General features: G+C 39.5%; 13 protein-coding genes. 5 read left to right on the forward strand and 8 right to left on the reverse strand.

Features of this window, described 5'->3' with window-relative positions; translation table 11 throughout:
- On the reverse strand, positions 1-2,243 hold a 2,243-nt coding region (locus L1S31_RS13255), incomplete at its 3' end, for a choice-of-anchor L domain-containing protein (RefSeq protein ID WP_236465230.1).
- Between the two features lie 120 nt (positions 2,244-2,363).
- On the opposite strand from L1S31_RS13255, the gene L1S31_RS13260 reads away from it, so the two are divergent.
- From L1S31_RS13260 to L1S31_RS13275, 4 genes are all read left to right on the forward strand, one after another.
- Positions 2,364-3,260, forward strand: a complete 897-nt coding sequence (locus L1S31_RS13260; protein WP_236465231.1) for a NifU family protein — start codon at positions 2,364-2,366, stop codon at positions 3,258-3,260.
- A 210-nt stretch (positions 3,261-3,470) separates the two neighbouring features.
- Positions 3,471-5,519: a thioredoxin domain-containing protein gene (locus tag L1S31_RS13265; protein WP_236465232.1), complete on the forward strand. Its 2,049-nt coding sequence runs from the start codon at positions 3,471-3,473 to the stop codon at positions 5,517-5,519.
- A 51-nt stretch (positions 5,520-5,570) separates the two neighbouring features.
- Positions 5,571-5,969, forward strand: coding sequence for a hypothetical protein (locus L1S31_RS13270; RefSeq protein ID WP_236465233.1), 399 nt, complete (start codon positions 5,571-5,573; stop codon positions 5,967-5,969).
- Positions 5,970-6,034: 65 nt separating this feature from the next.
- On the forward strand, positions 6,035-6,868 hold the full coding sequence (locus L1S31_RS13275) for a mechanosensitive ion channel family protein (RefSeq protein ID WP_236465234.1): 834 nt from the start codon (positions 6,035-6,037) through the stop codon (positions 6,866-6,868).
- Between the two features lies 1 nt (position 6,869).
- Here L1S31_RS13275 and tsaB read toward each other — a convergent pair whose 3' ends face one another.
- From tsaB to L1S31_RS13290, 3 genes are read right to left on the reverse strand one after another with little or no spacing between them, the layout of a single operon-like run.
- Positions 6,870-7,529 carry a tRNA (adenosine(37)-N6)-threonylcarbamoyltransferase complex dimerization subunit type 1 TsaB gene (gene tsaB / locus L1S31_RS13280; RefSeq protein WP_236465235.1) on the reverse strand — a complete coding sequence of 220 codons (660 nt, stop codon included), beginning with the start codon at positions 7,527-7,529 and terminating at the stop codon, positions 6,870-6,872.
- Between the two features lie 5 nt (positions 7,530-7,534).
- Positions 7,535-8,839: an efflux RND transporter periplasmic adaptor subunit gene (locus L1S31_RS13285; RefSeq protein WP_236465236.1), complete on the reverse strand. Its 1,305-nt coding sequence runs from the start codon at positions 8,837-8,839 to the stop codon at positions 7,535-7,537.
- Between the two features lie 3 nt (positions 8,840-8,842).
- Positions 8,843-10,285, reverse strand: a complete 1,443-nt coding sequence (locus L1S31_RS13290; protein ID WP_236465237.1) for a TolC family protein — start codon at positions 10,283-10,285, stop codon at positions 8,843-8,845.
- 159 nt (positions 10,286-10,444) lie between these two features.
- Here L1S31_RS13290 and L1S31_RS13295 point away from each other — a divergent pair, with 159 nt between their 5' ends.
- On the forward strand, positions 10,445-11,839 hold the full coding sequence (locus L1S31_RS13295) for a DUF4403 family protein (protein WP_236465238.1): 1,395 nt from the start codon (positions 10,445-10,447) through the stop codon (positions 11,837-11,839).
- Between the two features lie 6 nt (positions 11,840-11,845).
- Here the strand turns inward: L1S31_RS13295 and L1S31_RS13300 are convergent, their stop codons facing one another.
- From L1S31_RS13300 to L1S31_RS13315, 4 genes are read right to left on the reverse strand one after another with little or no spacing between them, the layout of a single operon-like run.
- Positions 11,846-12,217, reverse strand: a complete 372-nt coding sequence (locus tag L1S31_RS13300) for a hypothetical protein (RefSeq protein ID WP_236465239.1) — start codon at positions 12,215-12,217, stop codon at positions 11,846-11,848.
- Positions 12,218-12,219: 2 nt separating this feature from the next.
- The gene (locus L1S31_RS13305; protein ID WP_236465240.1) at positions 12,220-12,447 is read right to left on the reverse strand and encodes a CAMCR motif-containing small membrane protein; all 228 of its coding nucleotides are present in this window, start codon (positions 12,445-12,447) and stop codon (positions 12,220-12,222) included.
- Entirely contained in the window at positions 12,437-13,030 is a 594-nt protein-coding gene (locus tag L1S31_RS13310) for a DUF420 domain-containing protein (protein ID WP_236465242.1), read from the reverse strand. Before L1S31_RS13310 ends, L1S31_RS13305 begins: the two co-directional genes overlap by 11 nt.
- Entirely contained in the window at positions 13,023-13,709 is a 687-nt protein-coding gene (locus tag L1S31_RS13315; RefSeq protein ID WP_236465243.1) for an SCO family protein, read from the reverse strand. The genes L1S31_RS13310 and L1S31_RS13315 overlap by 8 nt, the downstream gene beginning before the upstream one ends.
- Positions 13,710-13,718: the final 9 nt, after the last annotated feature.

Raw genomic sequence — 13,718 nt, forward strand, 5'->3', positions numbered from 1 at the left:
GATGTGTTAGAGTAACAGGCTGGTGTAGTTGGGTCATAGACTCTTACAAAGATTTCCTGGTTTCCGGAAACAATATTGCAATAAGACGAAGGGTTAGGAATCGGGCTTCCTGATGTTGCTGTTTCAAAAAAATCAACTTGAACAGTTGGGTCACTTGTGATTTCAGTTATTTTAGTAGTTAAATCAAAATTACAATTGAGGGCATCATTATCCAGGCTGTCATCACAAACCACATAATCTGTTGGGGTATTAATTGATGGAGGATAGGTTATATTTACAACCACTGAACCAGACTCAGATTGCGTAGTTGTTCCTGCTGCAGTTGTAATGGTTACGCTAACCAAATTAAAGGTAGCCTGAAGCAGTAATGGAGGCGATATGAAAGTATTTGTTCCAGATGGGCCTAAAGGAATCTGGGCAGGATTGCCATTAAACGTATAATTGGCAGTTGCATTTGGAGTACCTGTAAAAGTAATGGTTGCTGAATCTCCGCTGCAAACTGCAACTGGACCCGAAATCGAAACATTAGGCAACGCCACAATAATTAACTGAAAACTGGTTACAGTAAAATTTGTTGGGTGGGCATTATCGGATAAAACGGCATAAATCCGTTGTGGACTTATCGTATTTTGAAAAGCAGTAATATTCGTTATCGGATTCGTTCCCGCGTTTGCATCGGCAAGCGTAGGATAGTAGGTAACCGTAAAATCGGATACCGGATTTGAACCATAAACAAACGCAGTCTGTGGCGTGAAATTAAATATTGAAACACCTGAATTGGGTGTAGTTTCATATTGAACCATATCTGGCGGTGTCCCAGGAATAGGTGGAACAATACATAAACTAAGGTCAATATGCAACGTAAATTGTGTCGTTTCGATACAGCCTGTAGCAAAATTTTCAACGCTTGCATATATTATCTCACCATCAGTTCCATTGTAATTACCGGCATTGCCAATAGCGCCAAATTGCTGCTGTGCATTTGCCAGAGTATGATGATAGGTTACCGGATTTGATACTCCATTTTGTATAACAGGAGTGTTTTGCATTAAATTGAAAGGAGCACTACATTGTGTCAAATCGTTTGGTGTTCCCAAGGCAAGCGATGGACGGTATTGAACAGTCATCGAATCGGTTTGTTGGCATCCACCCGGATAAGTTATCGTAACCCCATAAACGCCAGCCTGTGTAATAGTGTAGGTAAATGAATTGGTCCCAACCGGATTGCCATCCAATGTCCAGGCATAAGTTGCACCGGTTATTGGAGCAGAACCCGCTTCAACAACCAAACTGGCTGAACTACAAACAGAATTAAGACCTGTAAAATCTGTAAAGCCTCCAAATTCAGAGCCTGTACCTGCAATATTTGGGGTTCCAATATCAAAACTTCCTCCACCCAAAAATACGGCAGAATCAAATTGATTGTCATTTCGGTCGGCAATCACAAGTTTGATATGGTATACGTTATTTGGGATTACGTTAGAACTTGCCGTCATCAAAACAGTTTCTCCGTTAAAATTTGTTGCCGAGCCCGGAGCAGCAGCACCGCCATTGAAATTCCCAAAATACCCGGCATGGGATGAACCACAATTAACACCTCCACCTGAATAATAAGCGCCATCCCTAATGGTCACAACCGAAATCGGAACAGTAGTAGTTGGAATTAAGGCCAAATTTGTTGTTGGGGTTCCGGCTGTTAGATTGGTTAAGAAAAAGGCAAAAGCATCAGAATAATCACACTGATAAACACCATACTCTTCAGATGCAAAGAGAAAATCAAAACTCATCGTCGTGGTTAGCGGCGTAAAATCAAACTCCAAAATGGTAGCATCGTTATAATCCAGTAAATTAGGATCAATACCCAATCCATCCATATAATCAAAAAGATCCTGGTCACCAGGCCATTGAACATCTGCCGCATCACCAAGCTCATAATCGTTCGGTCCCGGAGTACCGGTTACATCACCGGTTGTCAGGATAACACCTGAAGATAATGGAAAGGCAGGATTTGAATTTGTAAAATAACCAATTCCGTTGTAAGAGCCATTAGTACCAGTGTTTCCGGTACTCCACGTAATGTTGCTGATGGTTCCCACACAGGAAGCACTACCGGTTGTAGGGGCGAATAAAACGTCCTGAACCAGTTGCGGAACAGTATAAGTTGTGGTACTAACAGTGATTGGTTGTGAAAAGGAATTAAACCCTGTTAAAAAAATGATTATTAAAAGTAAAATCCGTTTCATTAATATGGTGTTGTATCATACGTAAAACGTAACAATATGTTAATTATTATTTAATTGTCCCAAATATAGTTATTCACAGAAAATAACTTTGTTAAATTTGCAGAAAAATACACTTAACTAATGAAAATCAATATAAAAGAAACCCAAAATCCAACCATAATTAAATTCGAATTCCCGGAATTTATCACTCAAAATCAAAGTTTTGAATTCAAAAATATCGACGAAGCCAAAAATTCACCTTTGGCTCAACAATTATTTTACCTTCCATTCGTAAAAACGGTCTACATCTCAGGAAATTTTGTGGCTGTCGAAAGATTCAGCATCGTAGAATGGTCCGATGTACAGGAAGATGTTGCAGAACAGATTGAAAATTTCGTCAATAATGGTGGCGTTATCGTGTTGGCAAATGAAAATCCAATCAAAAAACAACCGGTGACTGTTTATGGCGAAACCACGCCAAATCCGGCTTCGCTCAAATTTGTGGTGAATAAGGCATTGACCAAAGTCGCAGCCGAATTCAAAAACATCGATGAGGCAAAACCATCGCCTTTGGCACAGGAATTATTCAAATTCCATTATGTAAAGGAAATCTTTATCGCCGAAAATTATGTTTCGGTTACCAAATACGACAGCATTTCTTGGGATGAAATCACAATGGAACTCCGCACATTCATCAAACAATTTATCGAAAATGGCGGAACTGTTATCGACGAAACCCAAATCGCGGCAACCGAAAAACAGGAAAAACAGCAAATCAAGAATTTTGACAATCTCGATACAACTTCAAAGCAAATCATCAACATCCTTGAGGAATACGTAAAACCAGCGGTTGCTGCCGATGGTGGAAACATCCTTTTTGATTCCTATGACGAAACCGACAAACGTGTAAAAGTGGTGCTTCAGGGTGCCTGCAACGGCTGTCCTTCCTCAACTTTCACACTAAAAAGCGGTATCGAAAACATGCTCAAGGACATGCTCAACGACAAGGACATTGTGGTTGAAGCCTTAAACGGATAATTCACAAAGCGTTTCTTCGGAGACGCTTTTTTTATGTAATTTTAGGAGCTAATCCGGCTTTCGCGAGTCGCTTTTTCTTGTTCTCGATACTTTTGTTTCGTCACTTCGAGTGTTCACGCCTTCGGCGGGAATGTATCGGGAAGCGAAACAAAAACTCGAACTGACGAAAAGAGCTCCAACAATCGCTCAATCCGGGCTAAAAAATCTGCAATGAACGAACTACACCTCGAAACCAGTCCCTATCTTCTACAACACGCCAACAATCCTGTGCATTGGAAAGCCTGGAATGCTCATTCTTTAGAACTTGCAAAAAAAGAAAACAAACTTATCATTGTCAGCATTGGATATTCCGCCTGTCATTGGTGCCACGTAATGGAACACGAAAGTTTTGAGGACGATGAAGTGGCTGCAACCATGAATGCCCATTTTGTTTCGATAAAAATCGACCGCGAAGAACGCCCCGACATTGATGCGGTGTATATGAAAGCTGTCCAAATCATGACCGGTCATGGCGGTTGGCCAATGAACGTGGTGACTCTGCCCGACGGAAGGCCCATTTGGGGCGGAACTTATTTCAGGAAAAATGAATGGATCAATTCTCTCGAAAGACTTCAGGAAATTTATACCGAACAACCACAAACCATTTTGGATTACGCCCAAAAACTGCATGACGGTTTAGCCTCGATAAGCGTCATTTCAAAATCGGAAACTGAAACGGATTTTAATTTTGCAGTACTTTCCGATTTGGTGGCAAAATGGGAGCGGAGCTTCGATTGGGATTTTGGCGGAATGGCACGTGCACCCAAATTCATGATGCCAACAAACTATGAATTTTTATTGCGCTACGCGCATCAAACCAAAAACCAAACGGTGATGGATTTTGTAAACCTCACGCTAACCAAAATGGCTTATGGAGGTTTATTCGATACACTTGATGGCGGCTTTTCGCGCTATTCCGTCGATATAAAATGGCATGTGCCGCATTTCGAAAAAATGCTTTACGACAACGGTCAATTGGTTTCGCTTTATGCAAACGCCTATAAATTGACAAAAAACAAACGCTACAAGGAAGTCATTGAAAAAACCCTGGATTTCGTAGAGAAAGAATGGTTGACCAAAGAAGGAAGTTTTTATTCAGCGCTTGATGCCGATAGTTTGAATGCTGCAAACCATCTTGAGGAAGGCGCATTTTATGTTTGGACAAAATCGGAATTGGAAAGCCTGCTTCAGGAGGATTTCGAATTGTTTTCGGTTGTTTTCAATATCAATGAATTTGGATTTTGGGAACATCAGAATTATGTATTAATCCAAAATCAATCGCTTGACGAAATAGCAAAACAGCAAAAAATCCCTTTGGAAATTTTGGAACAAAAGAAAAAACATTGGGAACAAATCCTTTATCACGAAAGGGAAAAACGCAGCAAACCAAGACTGGATGATAAATGCCTGACGTCGTGGAATGCCATTATGCTCAAAGGTTTTGTTGAAGCATACAAAGCGTTGGGTAACCAAAAATATTTAGAAATCGCTTTGCAAAATGCTGATTTTATTATCAAAAAAGTTTGGACTCCGGAAGGGAATCTAAACCACAGTTACAAGCAAGGAACTCGAGGCGAACCCGAACAGAGCGTGGCTAAAGCTACCATCAATGGTTTTCTTGAAGATTATGCACATGTAATCCAGGCTTTCATTTCGTTATACGAAATCAGCTTTGATGAAAAATGGTTGCAAAATGCAAAGCAGCTAACCGATTATGCTTTTGAAAATTTTTATGATGAAAAAGCGCAATTCTTCTCCTTCACTTCGCATAAGGACGAAGCCTTAATTACAAGCCATTTTGAAGTAGAGGACAATGTGATTCCGGCTTCAAACTCCGTGATGGCCGATGCGTTGTTCAAGCTGGGCATTTATTTCGAGAATGGCTATTATGAAAAAATCTGTCAACAAATGGTTCACAATATTATCCCAACAGTAACGTATCCTTCGGCATTTTCAAATTGGCTGAACGTACTTTTAAATTTTTCGGAACAGAACAAGGAATTGGCTGTTTGTGGCAATAAGGCATTGGAACATCTTCAAAAAATAAATCAAAATTATATGCCCAACATTATTTTAGCAGGAAGCACCACGGTTTCTGCGCTTCCGTTTTTGCAAAACCGCTTTTCGGAAAACGAAACACTGTTTTATTTATGCCAAAATAGAAGCTGCCAACAACCAACGGCCAGCTTTGAAGAAATCACCACGCAGATAGGGCTTTAGTCGGATAAAAATCGTAATATTGTTATTATTAATTAACTAAAAACTACAAACATGGGAATAGGAGGATTTTTTAAGAATTTATTTGGCGGAGCCAAGGGAACAACAAGCGGATTGGCTGATAAGGCAGAAGATTTTGCAGACAGCGCAATCGACAAGGCCAAAGACGCAGCAGCACCACTGGTAGATAAAGTTGAGGATTTCATTGATTCAACAAAGGAAAAAATAGAGGAGAAATTTCCGCAGGCGAAAGAAGCCATTGATAATTTTGCCGACACTATAAAAGAAAAAGCAGGTGAGTTTGCTGATAAAGCGGAGAATTTTGCCCATGAAACTGTTGATACTGTTAAGGAAAAAGTAAGTGCGTTTGCAGGTGATGCTTCCGAAGATGCAGAGGAAGTTAGGACAAAAGCAGAAGATGCCGTAAAAGCAGCGGATGAAAATGCGGATTAATTTTTAAAATTATTATTTTTGCATAACCAATTTATCCCGATTCGTCGGGATTTTTTTATCAAACCATGGAAAAGAAAGAGCTGCATTACATACATTCGTTTGCCGAATATGTAGATCAATTTATCAAGATGCTGATTGAATATTCGCCTAAGCTGATTACGGCTTTGGTAATTCTCTTCATAGGGTTGTATGTAATCCGTCTGATCAACCGTTTGGTAAGAAAGATTATGGAAAAACGGGAATTGGACCCAACCTTATCCCGATTTTTAGCAGACAGCCTGCTTTGGGCATTGCGGTTTTTGCTTTTTGTGACGTTTATTTCCAAACTCGGAATTGAAACTTCTTCGTTTGTGGCAATACTTGGTGCCATGGGTTTGGCAGTTGGTTTGTCGTTGCAGGGTTCCTTATCCAATTTGGCTGGAGGCGTTTTGATCATTTTATTCAAACCTTTTAAGGTTGGAGACGCCATTGAAGCACAGGGAGTTTCGGGAACGGTTAGCGAAATCCAGATATTTGTAACCAAATTAATTACCGGAAACAATCAGACTATTTTTGTGCCCAATGGCATTTTGTCCAATGGTGTGATTACCAATTTCTCCATTGGGAAAAACAGGAGAGCCAACCTGTTGTTCAATATTTCTTATGAAACCAATATTAAAACCGCAAAGGCAATTGTAATGCAGGTTTTGGAAAACCATCCTAAGGTATTGAAAACGCCTGCGCCGGCAGTTGTGGTGAACCTTTTAACCGATTCTGCAATTCAGCTTGCGATTCAACCTTGGGCAAAAAATTCAGATTTTGGGCAGATGTGTTCCGATGTTTTGGAGCAATGCAAGGAAGCTTTTGACGAAGCCGGAATTGTGATTCAGCCTTTTGTAAAGGAAAGTTCGAAGCAATAAGTTATTTGGCAATCAAGAAATCCTTCAGGTAAAAAGGCTCAAAATAGGCGACGTCCTCAAAGTCATTTTTAACGAATTTATCATAACTCAACGCACTCATTTCGTTTGCAGAAGGAAATACTATTTCGGAAAGAAAAGTAAAGTTGTCCTTGGTTAAAACCGTTTTGCATTTTTCCTGGCAGTCACCAATGAAATAAACGGGTTCGGTCATTTCGGCATAACTTTCCTCTGTTAGGATTTCTGCCTGGACTTCCATTATCCTGTGGAGTTTATGGTCAAAAACTGCACTGTAGACTTCCATTCGCCTCGCATCTATCATAGGAACGATTAAGCCTTTTTGTATGGAAACCTTGTTGGCCAAAACCTGCAACGTATCCACAGCTATAAGCGGAATTCCCAAGGCATAACACAATCCTTTAGCGGTTGAAACCCCAATGCGCAGGCCAGTGTAGGAACCCGGACCTTTGCTTACTGCGATTGCGCTTAATTCATTCGTATTTACATTGGTCTCTTTTAGGATTTCCTCAATAAATACGTGGAGTTTTTCGGCATGCGAATAACCCTGTTCTGCAATTTCCCTGCACAAAACGGTTTCTCCATTTTTCGCTAAGGAAACAGAGCAGTTTTTGGTTGCGGTTTCTATATTTAGAATGTAAGTCAAAGCGTTTATTTTTTCTCTTTTTCTTTGTTTTCAGAGTCTTTCTTAACAGTGACTTTGTCTCCCGAATTCAGGTCTTTGGTAACCGTTGTGTAGGGTCCAATAATTACAACATCGCCTTTCTGCAAACCGGAAGTAATCTCGATATTGGTGTCATCCTGTATTCCTGTTTTTACAATCCTGATTTTGGCTTTGTTTCCATCTTTTACAAAAACACACTCGAATTTTTTGTCATTTTTGGCAACGACTTTTTTGTCTTCGGGTTCGTCTTTTACTTCGTATTTTTTCACCGCTGCAGTGTCCGCTTTTACAACAACCGAACTAATTGGCACGCCAATTACTTTTTCCTTTCTTTTGGTAATGATATCAACTGTAGCAGTCATTCCTGGTCGGAATGGGGAATAAGTCACAGGTTTTCCTTCCAATAAATCCTGATAGGATTCTTTCAGGATTCTCACTTTTACCTTAAAATTCGTTACCTGATCGGCTGTTGTTGCAGTGCTCGCCGAATTGGAAATGCTGGTTACAATTCCCTTGAATTCCTTTTTCAGGTAAGCGTCAACCTGTATTTTGGTGCTGTCGCCAATGCTGATTTTTACGATGTCATTTTCATTTACATCCACTTCAACTTCCATATTGTTTAGGTTGGCAACTCGCAATAACTCAGTTCCGGTCATTTGCTGTGTTCCCAAAACACGTTCGCCCAATTCAACGCCAAGTGAAGAAATGGTTCCGTCTGCCGGAGCATAAATGGTTGTCCTTCCCAAGTTGTCTTTGGCTTCGGCGACAGTAGCATTGGCACTTTGTACGTTATAATAAGCCGACTCTTTATTGGCTTTGGCACTTTCAAACGCGGATACAGCTTTCTCCCAATCCGATTTTGAAATAATGCCTTTTTCATACAAGGTCTTGCTTCGGTCATAGCTCGCTTTTGCTTCCTTAAAAGAAGCATCAGCCTGGCTCAATCCGGCTTTGGAACCTGATAAATTGGATATGGTCCTGTTATAACCCGAAGTATACAAATCGGGATTTATCTTCACCAGTAAATCACCTTTTTTAACAACCTGGCCTTCCTTTACCGGAAGTGCAATGATTTCTCCCGAAACTTCAGAAGAGATTTTTACTTCAATTTCAGGTTGGATTTTTCCCGTTGCCGAAACCGTTTCTACGATAGTGATTTCGTCAGCTTTGGCAGTTTCAACTTCTTTCGAATCATCATTACCGCCAATAACCCCTTTTGATTTTAAGGTAATAAGCAATACGATTAATGCGATGACTACTCCAACAAGTATGTAAATTTTCTTTTTTGACATGGTTTATTGTTTTTGAATGATTGGGATTCCAAAATAAAGTTCGACTACTTTTGATTTAAAGATATAGTCATATTTAGCACGGATCAAATCCGATTGTGCGGTTACATATACGGTTTGTGACTGATTGAAATCAAAGGCATTCATCAGCCCAACTTCGAATTTTTCCTTGGCATAGTTAAAAGAACCTTCACGTGCTTCAACAGTGGCAAGTGCAGCTTCATAGGTTTTTAAAGCACCTTTGGCATCGGAGATGGCTTTGTATACATTGAGTTCCAAATCCAATTTTGCCTGGTCAAAGGCATTTTTGGTTTTCTCATAATTGACTTTGCTTCTTTCGACATTGCCTTTGGCAGAGAAACCATTAAAAATAGGAACCCTTAATTCCAAGCCAAAATTGTGTCCTTTGTTGGCGCTGAATTGATCAAAAACCGGAGCAGCCTTACTAAATACAGGCAGGTAATTTGGCTGGACAACATTTTGCCCGGTTCCTTCTACCTGTCCAATTATCGTTGTTGGATTTACCGGATCAAGTACAAATCCGGTGACCTGATCGGAATAACTTGCCCTTGTACTAAAACTGTAAAAACCAGTCAGACTTGGCATCAGGCCTCCTTTTGCAATTTTCACATTGCGCTCTGCGATGTCCAAATTGGCTTGTGCGATTTTAATTTCAACCCTGATTTCTTTTGCTTTTTCAACAATCGCTTCTGGGGTTTGGGCCATAACCGGACTTGGCGTTGGCTCAATATTTACATCGGCAACATCAAAATTCCTGAAATCGTCTAATTTTAATAATTGCGCCAAACTCAGCCTCGAAATCAAAAGCGCATTTTCCGCTGTGATTATTCGTTGATTGTCCGTTGCGATTGTCGCTTTCATGTCAAGCAGATCACCTCTTGGAATCGAACCGGCATTAACCAATTCCTGTGTTCGGTTTAATTGTTTTTCATCAAAAGCCAATTGTGCCTGTTGCACTTTTAGGTTTTCCTTATTGAAAAGAATGTCTAAATAAGCATTAGCCACATACAGTGAAATGTCTTCCTGCATTTTGGTAAGCTGGTATTGTGCGGCCAACTGCGCAATCTTGGCTTTCCGCCATTGGTTTTGATTTTGCAAACCGTTATAAATAGCGATGCTTGAATTGATGCTAGCAGAAGTATACTGTATGGTTTGATTTTCTAAAAGACCTGTTGTGATATTTTGGTTCAAACCAATATTCCAGGAGTGCGAAGCTCCGGCATTTAAGGTTGGAAGAAAACTACCAAGCGCAAGTTTTTTGTCGATATCCGTTGCTTTGGCATCCAGCTCCGATTGTTTTACCGATATGTTATTTTTCATAGCATATTCGATACATTCCTGAAGTGTCCAGTTTTTTACCTGAGCATTAGCGGAATAACTTAAAACCAAAATAAAAAGAATGGCTATTTTTTGTAAGCGGTATGTCATGGTTAAAATTGGATTGATGGCAATTTTATAAAAAACAAATATATGGTTTTTGTCTTTTATTTCCTTATTTAAAGAGTTACAAACTTAGACTTGTCTTTTTTGATATTGTTACAGCGTTATTACATTATTTACTTTTATTTTTGCAAAAAATTATTTGCAATGACGTCTTCAATAAAAGCCACTTTTTCAGTACTGTTCCTTTCGCTATTATTCAATGGCTGTTCCACAACCCAAAAGATAGAAGCCCTAAAGCCATTGCCTTCAGATGATGCGCCGATGGTTTATAATACCAAAACCTCTTTTGTAAGCATGCCGCTTGAAATCTCGCTGAAGGAAATAGAAAACCAATTGAACAAAACGCTGAACGGTGAAATCTACAACGATTCGAATCTTGAAGACGACAAAACCGAAATGAAAATCATTAAGACCGCGCCAATACGACTGGTGGAAAAGAATGGTAAAATACAAACGATACTGCCTTTGAAGATTTGGTCGCGATTCAAATACGGAACAGAATTCATGGGGTTGAATGATACCCGTGAAATTAACCTGAACGGAACCATTACACTGCTGAGCGATGTGAAATTATCGAATTGGAAATTGTCGACAACCTCTAAGATTGATGATTTTGAATGGTCGGAAAGCCCAACGATTTTAGTTGCCGGAAAATATGTGCCAATTACCTATATCATCAATCCGACGCTTTCGATTTTCAAATCGAAGATTGCCAAGAAAATTGACGAAGCCATCGAAAACTCCTGCGATTTTAAACCCTATGTCCTGGATGTTTTGGAAAAAATGAGTACGCCGTTTATAACCAGTGAGCAATACCAGGCTTGGTTTAAACTAATTCCGATTGAGGTTTATGTGACCGATGCGGTTTTGGGCAAAAAGGAAATCAAAATGGATTTGGGGCTGAAATGCAACATGCAGACGATGGTGGGCTCAAAACCAAAAACCGCTTTTGATAAAAAGGATATCCAGTTTAAGGCTGTAGCCAAAGTGCCTGAAAAACTCACCGCAAACATAGCCGCAATTTCCACTTATGAAAGCGCTTCCAAAATCATAACGAGCAATTTCCAGGGAAAGGAATTTGCATCCGGAAGCAGGAAAATTGTAGTGCAAAATGTAGCCATGTGGCAGAAAGAAGGCAAAATCATCATTGCACTGGACATGACCGGAAGCATCAACGGAACGATTTACCTTTCGGGAATTCCGAATTATAACGCAGTAACCAAGGAAATCTATTTTGACCAAATGGATTATGTTTTAAACACCAAAGGATTGCTGACGCGAACAGCCAACTGGTTACTACAGGGAGTTATCCTTAAAAAAATCCAGGAAAACTGCCGTTATTCCATCAGGGAAAACCTTGAAGAAGGAAAGAAAAGTTTGCTGCCTTACCTAAACAATTATTCTCCTATGAAAGGTGTTTTCGTAAATGGTACAACAAGTGATTTCGAGTTTGAAAAAGTGGAAGTAACCAACAAAGCCATCATTGCATTTATTACCACAACCGGTAAAATGAATGTAAAGATTGACGGAATGGATTAATCTAAATTATTGCCATTCAATAGGGAATATCCCATTTGCCGACATCCTTAAGTGCTCGGTGTATTTATTTGATATGGGGTCTTTCCTGTAAATGAAAAGCGTTTTTGAAAAAGCCTTTTTGACCAAACTATCGCCTTTTTGAATATCTGCCTTAAAGGAACTGAAATTCCCGAAGCCAAATTCAATTGTATCATTCCCGACCCGGACATGTTTGTTTATGTTTTCTTCGACATGGGTTATTGCAAAAGCATAATTAGTCCTGTTTTCCTTTCGCATACCATAATAACTGAAAGCGAGCATTGTTAAAAAGAATAACGGAAAGAAAAGCAATGCCTTTTTGAGAGGAAGCTGATTAAATGCCTGTCGGTACCACTTCATTTTTATTTCTTTTTGAAATACATCCTGTAAATAGCAAAACCAATCAACCCAACAATGACGTAGGGGACAGCCATCAAAAGAACGATGCCGTCATTTACGGCTTCAACTTTTGTTTTATTGCCTTCGCTTTCCAAAGAAGCACGGCACATCGCGCATTGCGCATAACTCGAAATTCCTAAAAGTAGAAAACAAGTGGTAAGGAATAATTTTGATGCCAGCTTAGTTTGCATAATAAGGTGAAATCATTAAATAAACCACAACACCGGTTACGGCAACATACAGCCAAAGCGGGAATGTGATTTTTGCTATTTTTCGGTGACGGTCAAACCGCATGGCTAAAGCTCTTACATAAGTTATCAATACCAAAGGGATAATTGCTACAGACAAAAAAATGTGCGTCAGCAAAATAAACAGATACACCGATCGCATTGGTCCGGCATTGGCTTTTTCAGTAGCATCCAAAATTTTATTCCCATCGATATCACCATAAACTGTTGAATCTGCAGTCATGTGATACGCTACATACATTACCAGGAAAATTATAGAACAGGCAATTGCGGTAGTCATCAACCGCTCGTGTATTTTTTGGTTCCCGTTTTTGATTGCCATTACACCCATTACCAGCAAAAGAGCGGTAATCCCATTTATCGAAGCATAAATTGGAGGCAAAAACGAAAGAGGTTCTACTTCAATTCCGAAATCCTTTAGTTTAACAGAGAATAAGACAGCCACTACAACTGGTATTACAATTGAAACTAAAATGATTGGTAATTTAAATCTTTGTTCTAAAGTTGGGTTTTCTGAGTTATTCATTTAAAAGTTTTTTTATGTCTTCCTTAATCGCTTTTACACCTTTTTTCTCCAATCCGTCATAGTATAGAATTGGATTTCCAAAATCGTCATTCCTGCATCGGATGTTGCCGTTTTTGTCAATCAGCGCAAACAACCCCGAATGTTCAAAACCGCCTTTTACATTTTTATTTTCACCCGCGTACAGATTGAATCCTTTGTTGGCAATGCCAAAAATATAATCCTTGTCTCCGGTCAGTAAATGCCAGTTGGATGATTTTACGCCAATTTCTTCAGCGTGTTCTTTCAATACCTTTGAAGTATCGTGTTCCGGATTGATGGAAATTGAAGCAATTCCAAAATTGGGATTCCCAAAGAAATCATTTTGGATTTCTACCATATTCCGGTTCATGATTGGGCAGATGGAAGGGCAGGTTGAAAAGAAAAATTCTACCAGATATACTTTGCCTTTATAGGTTTGGTTATTGATTTTTTCGCCGTTTTGGTCGGTCAGTTCAAATTTTGGAGCCGGGCCAATTTTGACCAAGCCAGTTTTGTCGGCATTTTTGTGATTTGAAACCGCATCCAATCGGTCGCCCTGAACAACCGTTCCTCCTTTTATTCTTTCAACGATTCTTGGGATAAAGATAATCCCGAAAATAAGTACTACGAAAGACAGTCCTATATATGAAAACTTTTTCATGGCAATAAA

Origin of the sequence: Flavobacterium wongokense, from assembly GCF_021608265.1 — a bacterium.
Taxonomy (GTDB): Bacteria; Bacteroidota; Bacteroidia; order Flavobacteriales; family Flavobacteriaceae; genus Flavobacterium; species Flavobacterium wongokense.

Excerpts from the sequence above, each read along its gene's own strand:
- L1S31_RS13260 (WP_236465231.1), top strand. The coding sequence starts at position 2,364 with ATGAAAATCAATATAAAAGAAACCCAAAATCCAACCATAATTAAATTC.
- L1S31_RS13265 (WP_236465232.1), top strand. The coding sequence starts at position 3,471 with ATGAACGAACTACACCTCGAAACCAGTCCCTATCTTCTACAACACGCC.
- L1S31_RS13270 (WP_236465233.1), top strand. The coding sequence starts at position 5,571 with ATGGGAATAGGAGGATTTTTTAAGAATTTATTTGGCGGAGCCAAGGGA.
- L1S31_RS13275 (WP_236465234.1), top strand. The coding sequence starts at position 6,035 with ATGGAAAAGAAAGAGCTGCATTACATACATTCGTTTGCCGAATATGTA.
- L1S31_RS13285 (WP_236465236.1), bottom strand. The coding sequence starts at position 8,839 with ATGTCAAAAAAGAAAATTTACATACTTGTTGGAGTAGTCATCGCATTA.
- L1S31_RS13290 (WP_236465237.1), bottom strand. The coding sequence starts at position 10,285 with ATGACATACCGCTTACAAAAAATAGCCATTCTTTTTATTTTGGTTTTA.
- L1S31_RS13295 (WP_236465238.1), top strand. The coding sequence starts at position 10,445 with ATGACGTCTTCAATAAAAGCCACTTTTTCAGTACTGTTCCTTTCGCTA.
- L1S31_RS13300 (WP_236465239.1), bottom strand. The coding sequence starts at position 12,217 with ATGAAGTGGTACCGACAGGCATTTAATCAGCTTCCTCTCAAAAAGGCA.
- L1S31_RS13305 (WP_236465240.1), bottom strand. The coding sequence starts at position 12,447 with ATGCAAACTAAGCTGGCATCAAAATTATTCCTTACCACTTGTTTTCTA.
- L1S31_RS13310 (WP_236465242.1), bottom strand. The coding sequence starts at position 13,030 with ATGAATAACTCAGAAAACCCAACTTTAGAACAAAGATTTAAATTACCA.
- L1S31_RS13315 (WP_236465243.1), bottom strand. The coding sequence starts at position 13,709 with ATGAAAAAGTTTTCATATATAGGACTGTCTTTCGTAGTACTTATTTTC.